The 16433-nt window shown below is 56.6% G+C and carries 16 protein-coding genes; 11 read left to right on the plus strand and 5 right to left on the minus strand.

The window, feature by feature from the left end; translation table 11 throughout:
• The first annotated feature begins 80 nt into the window (after positions 1–80).
• Together tehA and tehB are read left to right on the plus strand one after the other, a co-directional pair.
• Positions 81–1082: a dicarboxylate transporter/tellurite-resistance protein TehA gene (gene tehA, locus IM284_RS05110; RefSeq protein WP_041910036.1), complete on the plus strand. Its 1002-nt coding sequence runs from the start codon at positions 81–83 to the stop codon at positions 1080–1082.
• The gene (tehB, locus tag IM284_RS05115; protein ID WP_028013116.1) at positions 1082–1675 is read left to right on the plus strand and encodes a tellurite resistance methyltransferase TehB; all 594 of its coding nucleotides are present in this window, start codon (positions 1082–1084) and stop codon (positions 1673–1675) included. Before tehA ends, tehB begins: the two co-directional genes overlap by 1 nt.
• Here tehB and pepT read toward each other — a convergent pair.
• Positions 1672–2901: a peptidase T gene (gene pepT / locus IM284_RS05120; protein ID WP_047368530.1), complete on the minus strand. Its 1230-nt coding sequence runs from the start codon at positions 2899–2901 to the stop codon at positions 1672–1674. The genes tehB and pepT overlap by 4 nt on opposite strands.
• Positions 2902–3012: 111 nt before the next feature.
• Here pepT and IM284_RS05125 point away from each other — a divergent pair, with 111 nt between their 5' ends.
• Entirely contained in the window at positions 3013–4608 is a 1596-nt protein-coding gene (locus IM284_RS05125; RefSeq protein WP_047368531.1) for an ABC transporter substrate-binding protein, read from the plus strand.
• A 134-nt stretch (positions 4609–4742) separates the two neighbouring features.
• A complete protein-coding gene (locus IM284_RS05130; RefSeq protein WP_047368532.1) occupies positions 4743–5417 on the plus strand; it encodes a DUF3313 domain-containing protein in 675 nt (224 codons plus the stop codon).
• Positions 5418–5451: 34 nt separating this feature from the next.
• On the opposite strand, the gene IM284_RS05135 is transcribed toward IM284_RS05130, so the two are convergent.
• Entirely contained in the window at positions 5452–6348 is an 897-nt protein-coding gene (locus IM284_RS05135) for a DMT family transporter (protein ID WP_047368533.1), read from the minus strand.
• Between the two features lie 174 nt (positions 6349–6522).
• Here IM284_RS05135 and IM284_RS05140 point away from each other — a divergent pair, with 174 nt between their 5' ends.
• Entirely contained in the window at positions 6523–7395 is an 873-nt protein-coding gene (locus IM284_RS05140; protein WP_028013121.1) for a helix-turn-helix transcriptional regulator, read from the plus strand.
• Here IM284_RS05140 and IM284_RS05145 read toward each other — a convergent pair.
• On the minus strand, positions 7369–8541 hold the full coding sequence (locus IM284_RS05145) for a benzoate/H(+) symporter BenE family transporter (RefSeq protein WP_047368534.1): 1173 nt from the start codon (positions 8539–8541) through the stop codon (positions 7369–7371). The two genes, IM284_RS05140 and IM284_RS05145, sit on opposite strands and share 27 nt — an antisense overlap.
• Before the next feature lie 92 nt (positions 8542–8633).
• On the opposite strand from IM284_RS05145, the gene IM284_RS05150 reads away from it, so the two are divergent.
• Entirely contained in the window at positions 8634–9161 is a 528-nt protein-coding gene (locus tag IM284_RS05150; RefSeq protein WP_045260498.1) for a helix-turn-helix domain-containing protein, read from the plus strand.
• An 80-nt stretch (positions 9162–9241) separates the two neighbouring features.
• Positions 9242–11206, plus strand: coding sequence for a U32 family peptidase (locus IM284_RS05155; protein ID WP_047368535.1), 1965 nt, complete (start codon positions 9242–9244; stop codon positions 11204–11206).
• On the opposite strand, the gene IM284_RS05160 is transcribed toward IM284_RS05155, so the two are convergent.
• Positions 11207–11437 carry a DUF2554 family protein gene (locus IM284_RS05160; RefSeq protein WP_047368536.1) on the minus strand — a complete coding sequence of 77 codons (231 nt, stop codon included), beginning with the start codon at positions 11435–11437 and terminating at the stop codon, positions 11207–11209.
• Positions 11438–11683: 246 nt separating this feature from the next.
• On the opposite strand from IM284_RS05160, the gene IM284_RS05165 reads away from it, so the two are divergent.
• Positions 11684–12046, plus strand: a complete 363-nt coding sequence (locus IM284_RS05165) for a hypothetical protein (RefSeq protein WP_045260501.1) — start codon at positions 11684–11686, stop codon at positions 12044–12046.
• Positions 12047–12202: 156 nt separating this feature from the next.
• Here IM284_RS05165 and ftrA read toward each other — a convergent pair whose 3' ends face one another.
• A complete protein-coding gene (gene ftrA, locus IM284_RS05170; protein ID WP_193055742.1) occupies positions 12203–13210 on the minus strand; it encodes a transcriptional regulator FtrA in 1008 nt (335 codons plus the stop codon).
• 73 nt (positions 13211–13283) lie between these two features.
• Between ftrA and IM284_RS05175 the strand changes: the two genes are divergently transcribed.
• The 3 genes from IM284_RS05175 (at position 13284) to urtA (ending at position 16433) form a co-directional block, all read left to right on the plus strand.
• Positions 13284–13697 (plus strand): rhodanese-like domain-containing protein, encoded by a 414-nt coding sequence (locus IM284_RS05175; RefSeq protein WP_047365183.1) that lies wholly within the window; start codon positions 13284–13286, stop codon positions 13695–13697.
• Positions 13698–13855: 158 nt separating this feature from the next.
• Positions 13856–14959, plus strand: a complete 1104-nt coding sequence (locus tag IM284_RS05180) for a cobalamin-independent methionine synthase II family protein (RefSeq protein ID WP_041910011.1) — start codon at positions 13856–13858, stop codon at positions 14957–14959.
• A 202-nt stretch (positions 14960–15161) separates the two neighbouring features.
• Positions 15162–16433: an urea ABC transporter substrate-binding protein gene (gene urtA / locus IM284_RS05185; protein ID WP_028013130.1), complete on the plus strand. Its 1272-nt coding sequence runs from the start codon at positions 15162–15164 to the stop codon at positions 16431–16433.

Below are 16433 nucleotides of genomic sequence, written 5' to 3' on the forward strand. Positions count from 1 at the left end.
TTTGGCTTTCCGTTGTGCTGGCATCCGTTGCTGAAACCCCTTAAAATGGCATTTAAAATACATTTTAAAAATTCAAATTAATGGATAAATTAAACAAACCTGAACAGGCGCTTAACCTTCCCGCAGGCTATTTTGGCATGGTGCTGGGCATCATCGGCATGGGTTTCGCCTGGCGATACGCCAGCACCCTGTGGCCGGTGACGCGCTGGCCGGGTGAGATTCTGGTCGCTCTCGCAGTTGCCTGCTGGTTTTTACTGACGACGGCGTTTATTACCCGTGCGATCCGTTTCCCGCACAGCGTGCTGGCAGAGATGCGCCATCCGGTGATGAGCAGCTTCGTCAGCCTTTTTCCGGCCACCACCATGCTGGTCGCCATCGGTTTTGTGCCCTGGTTCCGCCCGGTATCGCTGGCGCTTTTCGGCGTGGGCGTGGTGTTACAGCTTGCTTATTCCGCCTGGCAAAGCGCCGGGCTCTGGCGAGGCAGGCACCCGCAGGAGGCCACCACGCCCGGATTGTATCTGCCGACGGTGGCGAATAATTTCATCAGCGCGATGGCGTGCGGTGCTCTGGGGTTCAACGATGCAGGGCTCGTTTTTCTCGGCGCGGGCGTCTTTTCCTGGCTCAGCCTGGAGCCGGTGATCCTCCAGCGTCTTCGCAGCGCCGGGGAGCTTCCCACCGCGCAGCGCACCGCTTTAGGCATTCAGCTGGCGCCCGCGCTGGTGGCGTGCAGCGCCTGGTTTAGCGTCAACGGTGGGGAAGCCGACACCTTCGCCAAAATGCTGTTCGGCTACGGCCTGTTGCAGTTGCTCTTTATGCTGCGCCTGCTGCCGTGGTATGTGTCTCAGCCGTTTAACGCCTCCTTCTGGAGTTTCTCGTTTGGCGTGTCGGCTCTGGCTACCACCGGGCTGCATCTGGGTCACGGCAGTTCGTCTGGATTCTTCCACGCCATTGCCGTGCCACTGTTTATCTTTACCAATCTCATCATTGGGATGCTGTTGGTCCGTACGTTTATTCTGCTGATTCAGGGCAAACTTCTGGTGCGCACTGATAAGGCACTGCTTATGCAATCTGAGGAAAAATAATGGCTGTCGATGAAAATTACTTCACAGAGAAATATGGCTTAACCCGTACGCATTCAGAGGTGCTGTACAGCGCCGGGATCGTAAAGCCCGGAAAGACATTGGATCTGGGCTGCGGAAATGGCCGCAACAGCCTTTACCTGGCGGCCAACGGCCACGAGGTGACCGCCTGGGATAAAAACCCGATGAGCGTTGATAACATTGAGCGTATCAAGGCGGCAGAAGGAATTGAGAATCTGCACACTGCCGTCAAAGATCTTAACAGCCTGAGCTTTGACGGCGAGTACGACTTTATTCTTTCCACCGTGGTGCTGATGTTCCTGGAGGCGAAAACCATTCCGGGCCTTATCGCCAACATGCAGCGCTGCACCAAACCCGGCGGCTACAACCTGATCGTTGCCGCGATGGACACGGCGGATTACCCGTGCACCGTGGGCTTCCCGTTTGCGTTCAAAAGCGGTGAGCTGAGCAGCTACTACGAAGGCTGGGAACTGCTCAAATACAACGAAGAGGTTGGCGAACTGCACCGCACCGATGAAAACGGCAACCGCATCAAGCTGCGCTTTGCCACCATGCTGGCGCGCAAGCCCGCTTAACGGGCGGCCAGCAGGCAGATCTGCAGGGCAGTCTTGTAAGACGCCTCGAACGACGACAGCGGCAGGAACTCAAACTTCGAGTGGAAATTATGCGCGCCGGTGAAGAAGTTCGGGGTGAGTAGCCCTTTTGCCGACAGCGCCGCACCGTCCGTGCCGCCGCGCATAGGGATCGGTTTTGGGGTGATGCCGAGCGATTCCATCGCCTCAAACATCAGGTCGATGGCGCGCCGGTCTTCACCAATCGCATTGCTGATGTTGCTGTAGGTATCTTCAATGCGATAGTCGACCTTCGCCGTCGGGTGTTGGGCGGCAATCAGCGCGGCGACGTCCGCAATCTGCTGCTTGCGGGCGTCAAAGCTGGTTTTATCAAAATCGCGAATATTAGCCTTTAGCACGGCGTCGTTCTGTCCGGCCTGAATGCCGTTAAACCAGATATAGCCCTCGCGGCCCTCGGTGCACTCCGGGGTTTGCTGGCGGTCGAAATGGCTGATGAAGTCGGTCGCCATCAATAACGGGTTCACCAGTACCCCTTTGGCGGACATCGGGTGCGCCGTCACGCCGGTGAAGTGGATCTCTGCCGCTGCCGCGTTAAAATTCTCGTAAACAATTTCTCCCAGCTCACAGCAGTCGATGGTCCAGGCAAAGTCCACGTCGAAGCGTTTCAGATCCAACGCCTTGGCGCCGTTCAGGCCAATCTCTTCGTCGGGCACAAACGCGACCACAATGTCGCCATGCTGATGCTCAGCGGTGAGGTTTTCCAGTACGGTCATTACCACCGTCACCGCCGCTTTATTGTCTGCGCCCAATACGCTGGTACCGTCGCTGAAAATAATCTCCTCATTCGGATAAGCCAGAATTTCCGGGTGCTCGTTCACGCGCAGCCAGATGTCTTTTTCCTTATTCAGACAGAGATCTTCACCATTAAACGTTAATATTTGCGGATGAATATTCGGTGATAAACCGACGTCTACCGTATCAATGTGGGTAATAAAGCCGATGCGCGGCGCACCGGGCACGTTGCCTTTTTTCACTGCCGTCACGGTCGCGAATTCGTCAATCACGATGTCGTCTAAACCCAGCTGCGCCAGCTCCTGCGCCAGCTCTCGCGCCATGTCGTGCTGGCCCGGCGTCGAGGGCAGAGTTTTTACTTTCGGATCGCTCTGGCTGGTAATCGCAAGATAGCGGAAAAAACGGTGCGTTAATTGTCTGGAAAGCGGCGAGCCCATAGTGTTTTCTTCCTTATTTATTTTTCGGGTGTTTGCCACTTCACTTTAATGTTATTTATGAAATGGCAAAAGAATTAATTAGCCGTCGAATTAAAAAGACAGGAATAAATGATGACAAGCAAACGCACAACGTTAACGCTGGCACTCGCTGCGCTCACGGTCAGTTCCACCGTAGCCGCGAAAACGCTGGTGTATTGCTCCGAAGGGTCACCGGAAAACTTTAATCCCCAGTTATACACATCGGGCACCAGCGTGGATGCCAGCGCAGTGCCGGTCTACAACCGGCTGGTCGATTTCAAACCCGGCACCACGGAGCTGGTGCCGAGCCTGGCAGAGCGCTGGGAGGTGAGCGACGACGGCAAGGTTTATACCTTCCATCTGCGTAAAGGGGTGAAGTTTCAGAGCAATAAATTCTTCACGCCGACCCGCGATTTTAACGCCGATGACGTGATCTTCTCGTTTATGCGCCAGAAGGACGTGAACCATCCCTATCACAACGTCTCTAACGGCAGCTATTCCAACTTCGAAAGCCTGGAGTTTGGCAGCCTGATTACCGCTATTGATAAAGTCGATGACCACACGGTGCGATTTACCCTGGCGCACCCTGAAGCGCCGTTTGTTGCGGATCTGGCATGGTATTTTGCCTCGATCCTCTCCGCGGAGTATGCCGATGCAATGTTGAAAGCGGGCACGCCGGAGAAGGTGGATATGCAGCCCATTGGCACCGGGCCGTTTAAGCTGGCGCAGTATCAGAAGGATTCCCGCATTCTGTTTACGGCGTTTGCCGACTACTGGCAGGGGAAATCAAAGCTGGACAGGCTGGTCTTTACCATCACCCCGGATCCCTCCGTGCGTTTTGCCAAAATTGAGAAAAACGAATGCCAGGTGATGCCGTTCCCGAACCCGGCGGATCTGCCGCGTATGAAGGCTAATAAAGATATTACGCTGATGAGCAAGGCCGGGCTGAACACGGGTTTCCTGGCGTTTAATACCCAAAAACCGCCGCTGGATAACGTGAAGGTCCGTCAGGCGCTGGCGATGGCCATCAACAAACCGGCCATTATTGACGCGGTGTTCCACGGTACCGGAACGGCGGCCAAAAATCTGCTGCCGCCGGGCGTCTGGAGCGCTGACAGCGAGCTGAAGGATTACGATTACGATCCTGAAAAAGCGAAAGCGTTGCTGAAAGAGGCCGGTTTAGCCGGCGGCATGAGTATTGACCTGTGGGCGATGCCCGTCCAGCGGCCCTATAACCCGAACGCCAGGCGGATGGCGGAGATGATTCAGGCTGACTGGGCGAAGGTGGGGGTGCAGACCAAAATTGTCACCTACGAATGGGGCGAATATCTCAAGCGCGTGAAGGACGGTGAACATCAGGCTGCCCTGATGGGCTGGACGACCGCAACGGGCGACCCGGATAACTTCTTTGGCCCGCTGTTTACCTGCACCTCGGCCAACGGCGGTTCGAATTCGGCGAAGTGGTGCTATAAGCCGTTTGATAAAATTATCGCGGAGGCAAAATCAACCACCGATCGCGACAAGCGCGTGGCGCTGTATAAAGAGGCGCAGCAGATCATGCATGACCAGATGCCGGCGGTCATGATTGCGCATTCAACGATCTTTGAACCGGTGCGCAAAGAGGTGACAGGTTACGAAATCGATCCGTTTGGCAAACATTTGTTCTGGCAGGTGGATATTAATCAGTAATTTTCTCTGCCCGGTACGCTGCCGGGCACTCTTTTCGCAATTTGTGCTCCCCACGTCATTTTTTGTCACAACAGACCCACCGAACTTTTGCTATAACTTCAAATGCATACTTGCAGATTACATGGAAAACTATCATGCGTACTCAAACTTTTTTTAAAGTTGCAGTGCTTACGGGTTTATTGGCAGTGGCGGGCTGTTCTTCAAAAGTCGCGGCTCCAGAACAATATTCAGGCTTTTTAAAAGATTATTCCGGCTTGCAGCAGACGACGTCTGCAACGGGTAAACCAACGCTGCGTTGGGTTGACCCTTCCTATAACGAAGCCAACTATGACAGCATTATCTGGACGCCAATCACCTATTATCCAACGCCAAAACCGACGACTCAGATCGGGAAACAAACCCTTGATGAGCTGCTGGATTACACCAATAACAAAATGAAAACGGCTATTGGTACCCGTAAGCCGATTGTGACCACGCCGGGTAAACACAGCCTGATTTTCCGCGGTGCTATCACCGGGGTGAGTTCGCAGAAAGAAGGCCTGCAGTTCTATGAAGTGGTGCCGGTCGCGCTGGTGGTAGCAGGTACGCAGATGGCTACCGGCCATCGCACCATGGATACCCATCTCTACTTTGAAGGTGAGCTGATCGACGCGGCCACCAATAAACCGGTGATGAAGGTGGTACGTAAAGGTGAAGGTAAAGAGCTGAATAACGAAAGTACGCCGATGACCTTTGCGACGCTGAAGCAGGTTGTTGACGACATGGCGACAGACGCCACCATGTTTGACGTGCATAAAACAGCGAAATAATGTTAAGCGGCCTGCATTGCGCAGGCCGTTTTTTTTACGCCGTACGCAGGCGCCTGAACCAGGTCTCTGGTTTCGTGAACATCACCATATTCCCGCCCAGAATCAGCAGCAAACCGACGATACCGTTGATGTGCCAGACGTAGCCTTCATACACCGTTGAGATAGAGAGCGCCACCAGCGGGAAGAGAAGCGTACTGTAGGCCGCTTTCCCGGGGCCGATACGTCCCACCAGCGTGAAGTAGGCGCCAAAGGCAATCACCGAGCCGAAGAGGGCCAGATAGAGCAGCGCGCCCATGTAGGTGACCGTCCATTCCGGAGTAAAACTGTCGCCTCTGAAGAGCGCAATACACCCCATCACCAGCGTGCCGTAAAGCATAGCCCAGGCGTTGGTGGTCATGGTTTCCAGACCTCTGCGCTGATGGCGCATGCTGATCATATTGCCCAGCGAGAAGCCGTACGTGCCGAGGGCGGAAAGGCCAATGCCCGTCAGGAGCGATACGCTCCAGCCGCTGGCCAGCAGGTCGTCCCAGAAAAGGGTCACGATCCCCACAAGACCCAGCGCCGCCGCCGTCCAGAAACGCGCGGGCGGGCGCTGTCCAAAGAAAATAAAACAGTTAATAGCGTTGTAGAGCACCGCCATGGAGAAGATCACCGATTCCAGCCCGGTGTTGATGTGTGCCGCCGCGGTATAAAAACACCAGAAGTTAAAGCAGAAGACGCAGCATCCCTGAAGCATGCAGAACAGATGATCCCGCAGCGCCAGCTTGCGCAGCCGGCGCAGGGCAAGTAACACCACCATCATCGTGGCGCTGGCCACCGCGAAACGCCAGAAAATAGAGACGGGGGCGGGTACGGGACCCTGCTGCAGGAAAATGGCAATCCAGGTGGTTCCCCAGATGATCACCACCAGTCCGTATAATAACGCGTTCATATTTTTTCTCTTCTCAAACCACGGAAGCCCGCAGTATGGCGCTGTCATCGCTCTGGGGCTTTCACCGGCTTGCGGTAGACTTGCAAAATCTTGCGCTTTTTTCTTTTCCGGGGGCTGGCAACGGGGGACAACAGTTCTTAGACTGACAGTTCACTCAATAACGCGCTAACGGTTATGTCTTACGCTTACGATACCTTTGAAACGCTTCGCCAGCAGAATGCGGTCCTGCGGGAAACGGTCGCGCTCAATTCCGGCATTCAGCTGGCGGCGTGGTACAACAAGCACGATACGATAACGGTTAAAAGCAATCATCATACCCTTAGTCTGTACGTCGCCGACGGTTACGAGAGCTATCAAAAGACGCCGGGCGGCTGGAAGAACGGCGGGGGACCGGACCGTTTCTGTCTGATGCCGAAAGAGAGCGAATCGACGTGGGACATCCGCGATGACCTGTCGTTTGTCCATCTCTACTGCACCGATGAACACCTGCGCGATGTGGGCGAAAAAATCTGGGACAAGCGGCCCCTGTCGCTGACTCTGGACGAGCGCATTTTTGGCAGCGACCCGAAAATTACCGCGCTGTACCGCCAGTTTCTGCTCGGCTGCGACTGGCAGCAGCAGGCCAACCAGCTCACCCTGAGCACGGCCTCTACGCTGCTGTTGACCCACCTGCTGCAAAACTACGCCAACGTTCAGTGGAAGCTCCCGGTCGTTACTGGCGGGCTATCGCCGTTTGTTCTGCGCAACGTGCTGGCTTTTATTGAAGAAAACCTCGGACAACCCCTGACGCTGGCCGATCTGGCGGCGCAGGCCGCACTCAGCGAATACCATTTTGCCCGCATGTTCCGCCAGTCGACGGGGCTGGCGCCGCATCAGTACGTTATGCAACGGCGCATGGAAAAAGCGAAAAACCTGGTGCAGCATACCTCGACGCCGCTGACGGATATCGCGCTGGCCTGCGGGTTTAACTCCGCCAGCCACTTCAGTAACCGTTTTCGCAGCGTCATGGGCATCACGCCGTCACAGCTGCGCGCGGCGAGCGCGTGAAAACAGGGCATAGCTTACGCCGCCCAGCACCAGCCCCCAGAATGCCGAGCCGATGCCCAGGATCGTGACGCCGCTTGCGGTCATCAGAAACGTGACGATAGCCGCGTCGCGCTCCGCTTCATGATTCAGCGCCTGATATAAACTCCCGCTGATGGTACCCAGCAGCGCCAGACCGGCCAGCGTCTGGATCCAGCTGAGCGGCAGCGCAGCCATTATCCCGGTGATGGATCCGCCGAACACTCCCGCCAGCAGATAAAACCCGCCCGCGGCGATAGCCGCCAGCCAGCGTTTACCGGCATCGGGGTGGGCATCCGGGCTTTGACAGATAGCGGCGGTAATGGCGGCTATGCAGATGGAAAAGACGCCGAAGGGGGATAGCAGCAGCGCCAGCCCGCCCGTAAAAATAATGAGCGGTGAGACCGCCAGCGGATAGCCGGACGCTTTCATGGTCGCGAAACCGGGCGCATTTTGCGAGGCCATGGTCACCAGGAAGAAGGGCAAGCCGATGCTCACCAGGCTGGTGAAGGTGAACGTGGGCGCAATAAACTCAGGTGTCACGAAGGAAATGGTGATTTTATCCGTGACAACGTCACCTCCCGCCCACGCCACGATCCCGCCCACCAGCAGCGTAACGACGATCGCATAGCGCGGTGCCAGCGCTTTCGCCAGCAGCCACGCGGCAATCATGCTGCCGCACAGCAGAAAGTGCCCGTCCAGATGGGCAAACGCATGCAGCCCAAACTGCAGGAGTACACCTGCCAGCATGGCCGCAGCCAGTGAGTGTGGGATCAGCTTCATCAGGCGGGCGAAAAGCCCGGTAATGCCGCAGAGTAAAATGAGCGCGTTGGCGAAGATAAACACGCCGATTGTCTCGGCCAGCGTCACGCCGTGCAGGCTGGTGGCGAGTAGCGCCGCGCCGGGCGTAGACCAGGCGGTCAGCACCGGAGCTTTATACCACCAGGAGAGCGCCAGCGTGCTGACGCCCATCCCAACCCCCAGCGCGGTCATCCAGCCCGCAATCTGCTGCGCGCTGGCGCCTGCCGCTGCGGCGGCCTGCCAGATGATAGCTGCCGAACTGGCGTAACCGACCAGAACGGCGACAAATCCAGCCAGTACGACTGGAACGAGATGAGAGGTAGGGCGCATAGAAACTCCGCTGTGCGTTATAACGTCCGCGATAAGGTAACACTGTGCGCTATAGCGTACAAGTGGTATGCTCAGGGCCATCAGGAGGGAGCATGGACATTACACAACATCTTGCAGCAACGCTGAAAACGCTGCGCCAGGCGCGCGGCTGGAGTTTATCGAAGCTGGCGGACGAAACGGGCGTGTCGAAAGCGATGCTCGGGCAAATCGAGCGCAATGAGTCCAGCCCGACGGTGTCGACGCTGTGGAAAATTGCCACCGGGCTGAACGTCCCGTTTTCCGCTTTCATTACGCCAGAGGCGGACAGGCCAGCTGTGTTTGATTCACAGCAGCAGGCGATGGTGGTCAAACCGCTCTTTCCCTGGGATGAGACGCTCCGGTTCGATCATTTCTCCATCACGCTGGCACCGGGTGCCCTGAGCGAGTCCACGCCGCATGAGGCTGGCGTGATTGAACATGTGGTGGTCATCAGCGGCGAGCTGGAGATGAACATCAACGACGAGTGGCAGACGGTGCATGCCGATTCTGGCGTCCGTTTTGCCGGCGATAAACCGCACGCCTACCGCAACAGCAGCGACAGGCCGGTGCATTTTCACTCTCTGATCCATTATCCCCGCTGAGGCTACGCAAAACTGTTTCGCTGGCGCATACTTCTGACTACAATAGCCGCCATTTTGACCATAACGGATAACGACGAAGTATGCGCCTGCAATCCCATCATCTTGAACTTTTAAGCCCGGCCCGCGACGCCGCCATTGCCCGTGAAGCGATCCTTCATGGCGCTGACGCCGTCTATATCGGCGGCCCTGGCTTCGGTGCCCGCCATAACGCCAGCAACAGCCTGCGCGATATTGCCGATCTGGTGCCGTTCGCCCACCGTTTCGGGGCGAAAGTGTTCGTGACCCTGAACACCATTCTTCATGATGATGAGCTGGAGCCCGCGCAGCGTCTGATTACCGATCTCTACCAGACCGGCGTCGATGCCCTGATTGTTCAGGATATGGGCGTGCTTGAGCTGGATATTCCGCCTATCGAACTGCATGCCAGCACCCAGTGCGATATCCGCACGGTTGAGAAGGCGAAGTTTCTCTCAGACGTGGGCTTTTCGCAGATCGTTCTGGCGCGCGAGCTGAACCTCAGTCAGATCCGCGATATTCACCAGGCAACCGACGCGACGATCGAATTCTTTATCCACGGCGCGCTGTGCGTGGCCTATTCCGGCCAGTGCAACATTTCCCACGCCCAGACGGGCCGCAGCGCCAACCGCGGCGACTGCTCGCAGGCCTGCCGTCTGCCGTATACCCTGAAAGACGACCAGGGTCGCGTGGTGGCGTTCGAAAAACACCTGCTTTCCATGAAGGATAACGATCAGACCGCCAACCTGGGCGCGCTGATCGACGCGGGCGTGCGTTCCTTTAAGATTGAAGGGCGCTACAAAGATATGAGTTACGTGAAGAACATCACCGCGCACTATCGCCAGATGCTGGACGCCATCATCGAAGATCGCGGTGACCTGGCGCGCGCCTCGGCTGGTCGTACCGAACATTTCTTTATTCCGTCAACGGACAAAACCTTCCACCGCGGCAGCACGGACTATTTCGTGAACGCCCGCAAAGGGGATATCGGCGCGTTTGACTCACCGAAGTTTATCGGTTTACCGGTCGGTGAAGTGTTGAAAGTGGCGAAAGATCACCTGGACGTTGAAGTGACCGAGCCGCTGGCGAACGGCGACGGCCTGAACGTGATGATTAAGCGTGAAGTGGTGGGCTTCCGCGCCAACACGGTCGAAAAAACCGGCGAGAACCGCTACCGCGTCTGGCCGAATGAAATGCCTGCCGATCTCTACAAGGCAAGGCCGAACGCGCCGCTCAACCGTAACCTGGATCATAACTGGCAGCAGGCGTTGCTGAAAACCTCCAGCGAGCGTCGCATCGCGGTGGACATTGAGCTGGGCGGCTGGCAAGAGCAGCTGATCCTGACCATGACCTGCGAAGACGGCATCAGCGTAACGCATACCCTTGATGGCCTGTTCGAGGTGGCAAACAACGCGGATAAAGCGCTTAACAGCCTGAAGGACGGCGTAGCGAAACTGGGCCAGACGATTTACTACGCGCGCGCCATCGAGGTTAATCTGCCGGACGCGCTGTTCGTGCCGAACAGCCTGCTGAACCAGTTCCGCCGCGAAACGGCAGAGATGCTGGATGCCGCACGCCTGGCGCAGTATCCGCGCGGCAGCCGTAAGGCTGAATCCGTTCCTGCGCCTGTGTATCCGGACACCCATTTATCGTTCCTGGCCAACGTTTACAACCATAAAGCGCGTGAATTTTATCATCGCCACGGCGTGCAGCTTATCGACGCGGCCTATGAAGCGCACGAAGAGAAGGGCGATGTGCCGGTGATGATCACCAAGCACTGCCTGCGCTTTGCTTTTAACCTGTGCCCGAAACAGGCGAAAGGGAATATTAAAAGCTGGAAGGCCACCCCCATGCAGCTGGTCAACGGTGACGAAGTCCTGACCCTGAAGTTTGACTGCCGTCCTTGCGAAATGCATGTTATCGGCAAAATGAAAAACCACATTTTCAAAATGCCACCGCCGGGCAGCATCGTTGCGTCCGTGAGCCCGGACGATCTGATGAAAACCCTTCCGAAACGCAAGGGCAGTTAATTACCTTACGTGCGTGTCCGGTTTGCGCGATTTCTGCCACAGGTGGTGTTCGCGCAAACCCTCCGCTGACTCTTCCGCTACACTGCGTAACTCGTCACTGTCGGCCTCATGCCGCAGCTGATGCTCCACATTCTTTACCCAAACATATTCATGCCCTTTGTGCCCGGCCATCAGTTGGCCAGAAAAGAGGGCACAAATAAGCATGATAAAAGATAGCCCTTTTTTGAACATAAATTCACCGAATAAGAACAGCGCGGGGAAATCATGCCAATTATTGTTTAGGGTTATTATTCAAAATTTCAAAATAGCGCAAAGAAAATGTCAAATAACGTGGGTTCATAATACCGATTAGGATTTTTCTTAAAATATATGTGCGTTTTTGTAAACCTCCTATTTCTGGTCCATAGTTGGATGTTCGCTTTAAGGATAAATCCTATATAATAGTGAATCTCTGGCTAAGGAATGGGTCATTCATAAATGAAAAAAATAATAGCGTTTTCGCTTCTGGCTGTTGCGGTAGGTGCCGTTGCAGCGATTCGTTATGCAGGTAATGACGAACCAGAATATATTCAGTCCGCTGAAATTCGCGTTGGTTCCTATTTAACCAGCGACTATGGACGCGTAGCCTGCACTAGTAAAAGAGTAAATGAACAGCGCTGGGAATTAGACTGCACCCATCCGGCACGGGGAAAAACATTCCAGTTTGCGGTATATCCCTCTGAAAAGGCTCCCTATGGCGTATCGCGATCGTTTTATCTTGAGGCCCTTAACGATGATGCCAGGCAGAGCGCTGAGCAGGGCCTGATGCGCTATTTGCAAATCAACACCAGCGCGAGTTAATCAGGCTGTTTAGCTTTCGTTGAGACAGCCAGTGTTAGTTTGTATGAGATCCGCTGCCCGACCATGGAGCGTCGGGGACGTAGAGACCAAAATACAAATCTATCCATGCAAGCATTTACCGCCAGATAATGGCGGTTTTTTTTTGCGCTTTTGCCGCTAGCGGGGAGTATCAGAACGTGAAAATTGTTTGCGATACTGAGCCGGGGAAAGCGCGAACTGCTGACGAAAATGATGACGCAGCGTCGACGCCTGACCAAACCCGGTCTGTTCCGCGATGCTGTCGATGCTTAAACGGCTGCTCTCCAGATAATCTTTTGCTCTCAGAAGGCGTTCATTAAGCAGCCAGCGAGCAGGCGTCGTGCCCGTTGCCGCCTCGAAGCGACGAAGAAAGGTGCGCTGGCTCATGCCGACCCGACGCGCCAGCGAGTCGACGCTGTGCGGCTCGACAAGGTGCGTGTGCAGAAAATCAAACAGCTGGCCCAGGCGCTGGCTCTCACGCAGCTGCGCCACCGGGCGGCTCAGCTGCTGCGGCTGTGAACCATCCCGGTGAGGGGGGATCACCAGCCGACGCGCCACGCTGTTGGCGGTTTCCATGCCATAGTCCCGCCGGACGACGTGCAGACAGAGATCGATTCCCGCCGCGCTGCCCGCGGAGGTCAGGATATCGCCCTCGTCCTGGTAGAGCACATCCTCAACCACCTCGATGTCAGGGTAGCGAACCTTAAGCGCGTCAATGTAGCGCCAGTGCGTCGTGGCTTTACGTCCGTTCAGCAGCCCCGTAGCGGCCAGCACGAACACGCCCGAGCAGATGGACAGCAGCTGACATCCGCGCGCGCTGGCCTGGCGCAGCGCCTCGCAGAGCGCCGGAGGAACCGGTGAGTCCAGCCCCCGCCAGCCGGGAACCAAGATCAGGTCCGCCGACGCAAGCAGGTTCAAGTCCCCATCGGTAACGATGCGGATCCCGCCGGTCGCCCGCAGTTCGCCGCTATCCACGCTCGCCACCGCAAAACGATACCAGTCGTCGCCCAGCTCCGGACGCGGCAGGCCAAAAATCTCAACCGCCACGCCAAACTCAAAGGTACATAGCCCGTCATACGCCAGCACCACCACCTGCGGACGGGTAACCTGTCTTAAGTTTGTCATCTTTTTGCTGTTTTCTGGCATAAGCGAGCGCATTCACGGGCTGAATTTGTGGATAGAGTAGTGTTAACACAAACGCCAAAGATGAGGAAGGATCATGAGCTATGTTACTGAATTTCCGGCTGCCGAGCCGCAGGAAGCCGTTACCCATTTTCTGCGTCGCCTGAGCGTCGAAACCGACTGTGCCGACGTGCATCACGCCATCGCCAATAATGAGCAGGACTTCGTGCTGCTGCACGTGGTGGGGAGCCCGGAACAGTTTGCCCGCCGCCATGTGCCGGGCGCACTGCATATGCCGTGGAGCCAGATGACCGCTGAGCGGATGTCTCAATGGCCGGAAGGGACGCTGTTTGTCGTCTACTGCGCGGGGCCACACTGTAACGGCGCGGACAGGGCGGCGCTGAAGCTGGCGCGTCTCGGGCTGCCGGTCAAAATCATGCTCGGCGGCATCACCGGCTGGGAAGATGAACGCTACGCCTTTGCCAGCCAGGCGCACGCTGACGCGCTGTGAAGATGAATTTTTTTCAACACACGTGAAATTTTCTCGTTTGCCGGAAACGGTCAGGTATGACATCTTTTTTTTGGACATTTAGACATCCAGAAGTCTAAAGATTCAAATGATGAATTATCACTGCGGGCAATTAATACCGGCAGACTGAGGAGATTTCCATGCAACGACAGCACGCCCCATACCGCGCCGACGTAGTCGGCAGCTTTTTACGCCCGGATGCCATCAAGCAGGCTCGCCTGAAGTTCGCCAGCGGCGAGATTGATGCCGGACAGCTTCGCGCGGTGGAGGACGAGGCTATTCGCCACGTCGTCGAGCAGCAGTGCGCGTGCGGCCTGCATGTGGTGACCGACGGTGAATTTCGCCGTGCCTGGTGGCACTTCGATTTCTTCGACGGTCTTCAGGGCGTTGAGCGTTACGATTCCCAGCAGGGGATTCAGTTCAACGGAGTACAAACCAAAGCCCACGGCGTGCGCGTGACCGGCAAGCTGGGCTTTGGCGACCACCCGATGCTGGAAGACTTCCGCTATCTGAAAAGCATCAGCGGCAATGCCCAGCCGAAGATGACCATTCCCAGCCCAAGCGTGCTCCATTTCCGCGGCGGGCGCAAAGACATCGACGCGACGGTGTACCCGGATCTGAACGACTATTTCGACGATCTGGCAACCACCTGGCGCGACGCGATACGCGCATTCTACGACGCGGGCTGCCGTTATCTGCAGCTGGACGACACCGTCTGGGCCTACCTCTGCTCGGACGACCAGCGCCGTCAGATCCGCGAGCGCGGCGACGATGCCGATGAGCTGGCGCAAATCTATGCCCGCGTACTGAACAAGGCCCTGGAAGGCAAGCCGGAGGATCTGACCATCGGGCTGCATGTCTGCCGCGGTAACTTCCGTTCAACCTGGATTTCCGAAGGCGGCTACGAGCCGGTGGCGGAAGTGCTGTTCGGGACGGTCAACGTTGACGCATTCTTCCTTGAATACGATAACGACCGCAGCGGGGATTTCGCGCCGCTGCGCTTCGTTCGCCCGGGCAAGCAGCAGGTGGTGCTGGGCCTGATCACCACGAAAAACGGTGAGCTGGAGAACCCGGAAGGCGTGAAGGCCCGTCTGGAAGAGGCGGCGAAATACGTGGCGAAAGAGCAAATCTGCCTCAGCCCGCAGTGCGGTTTTGCCTCCACGGAAGAGGGCAACAGCCTGAGCGAGTCCCAGCAGTGGGATAAGGTCCGTCTGGTGACGCAGATCGCCAGCGAAGTCTGGTAAAACCGCTTCCTCAGCGCTGCATTATAAAAGTGCAGCGCTGTGCCATTCTGAGTCGTTCTCTTTACATCCTGCCGTCTGTCTCCTGCAATAGCGCTTCCTCCATTCTGGCATCCTTTTTGCTCCTGCTTCGCTGACACCTTTATTTCCGCGTCCATGCCGTAACGGACGTTTTCGCACAGCGTTCTTTTTCAGGAGTGAAAATATGCAGCGTCGTACCTTATTAAAAGCTTTTGCGTTATCCGCGTCCGTCGTGGCGATGGGAATGAGTTTTGGCGTGCAGGCGGCCGACACCATCAAAGTGGGGATCATGCACTCTCTGTCCGGCACGATGGCCATCTCCGAAACCCCGCTAAAGGACGTCGCCCTGATGACCATCGACGAGATCAACGCCAAAGGCGGCGTGCTGGGTAAGAAACTGGAGCCTGTGGTGGTGGATCCAGCCTCAAACTGGCCGCTGTTTGCCGAGAAGGCACGCCAGCTGCTGAGTCAGGATAAAGTGGCAGTGGTGTTCGGCTGCTGGACGTCAGTTTCGCGCAAATCCGTGCTGCCGGTGTTTGAGGAGCTGAACGGCCTGCTGTTCTATCCGGTGCAGTATGAAGGCGAAGAGATGTCGCCAAACGTCTTCTATACCGGCGCGGCGCCGAACCAGCAGGCCATCCCGGCGGTGGAATACCTGATGAGCGAGGACGGCGGCGGGGCGAAGCGCTTCTTCCTGCTGGGTACCGACTACGTTTACCCGCGCACCACCAACAAGATCCTGCGCGCGTTCCTGCATTCGAAAGGGGTGGAGGATAAGGACATCGAAGAGGTTTACACCCCGTTTGGTCACAGCGACTACCAGACCATCGTCGCCAGCATCAAGAAATTCTCCGCCGGCGGCAAAACCGCCGTGGTGTCGACCATCAACGGCGACTCCAACGTGCCGTTCTACAAAGAGCTGGCTAACCAGGGGCTGAAGGCCACCGACGTGCCGGTGGTGGCGTTCTCTGTCGGCGAAGAAGAGCTACGCGGAATCGACACCAAACCGCTGGTGGGTAACCTGGCGGCGTGGAACTACTTTGAGTCCGTGGATAATCCAACCAACCAGGCGTTCGTCGCGGATTACAAAGCCTATGCGAAGGCGCACAAGCTGCCGAATGCCGATACCGTGGTAACCAACGACCCGATGGAAGCGACTTACGTGGGGATCCATATGTGGGCACAGGCGGTGGAAAAAGCAGGCACCACCGACGTGGATAAGGTGCGCGCGGCGATGGCCGGTCAGTCATTTAAGGCGCCGTCTGGCTTTACACTCACCATGGATGCTACCAACCATCATCTGCATAAGCCGGTCATGATCGGTGAAATTGAAGGCAACGGCCAGTTCAACGTGGTCTGGCAGACGGAACAACCGGTACGCGCCCAGCCGTGGAGCCCGTTCATTGCCGGGAATGACAAAAAGCCCGACCAGCCGATGAAAACCGCCAGCAACTAG

The sequence above is a fragment of the Enterobacter cloacae complex sp. P12RS genome (assembly GCF_014895875.1).
Taxonomy (GTDB): Bacteria; Pseudomonadota; Gammaproteobacteria; order Enterobacterales; family Enterobacteriaceae; genus Enterobacter; species Enterobacter bugandensis.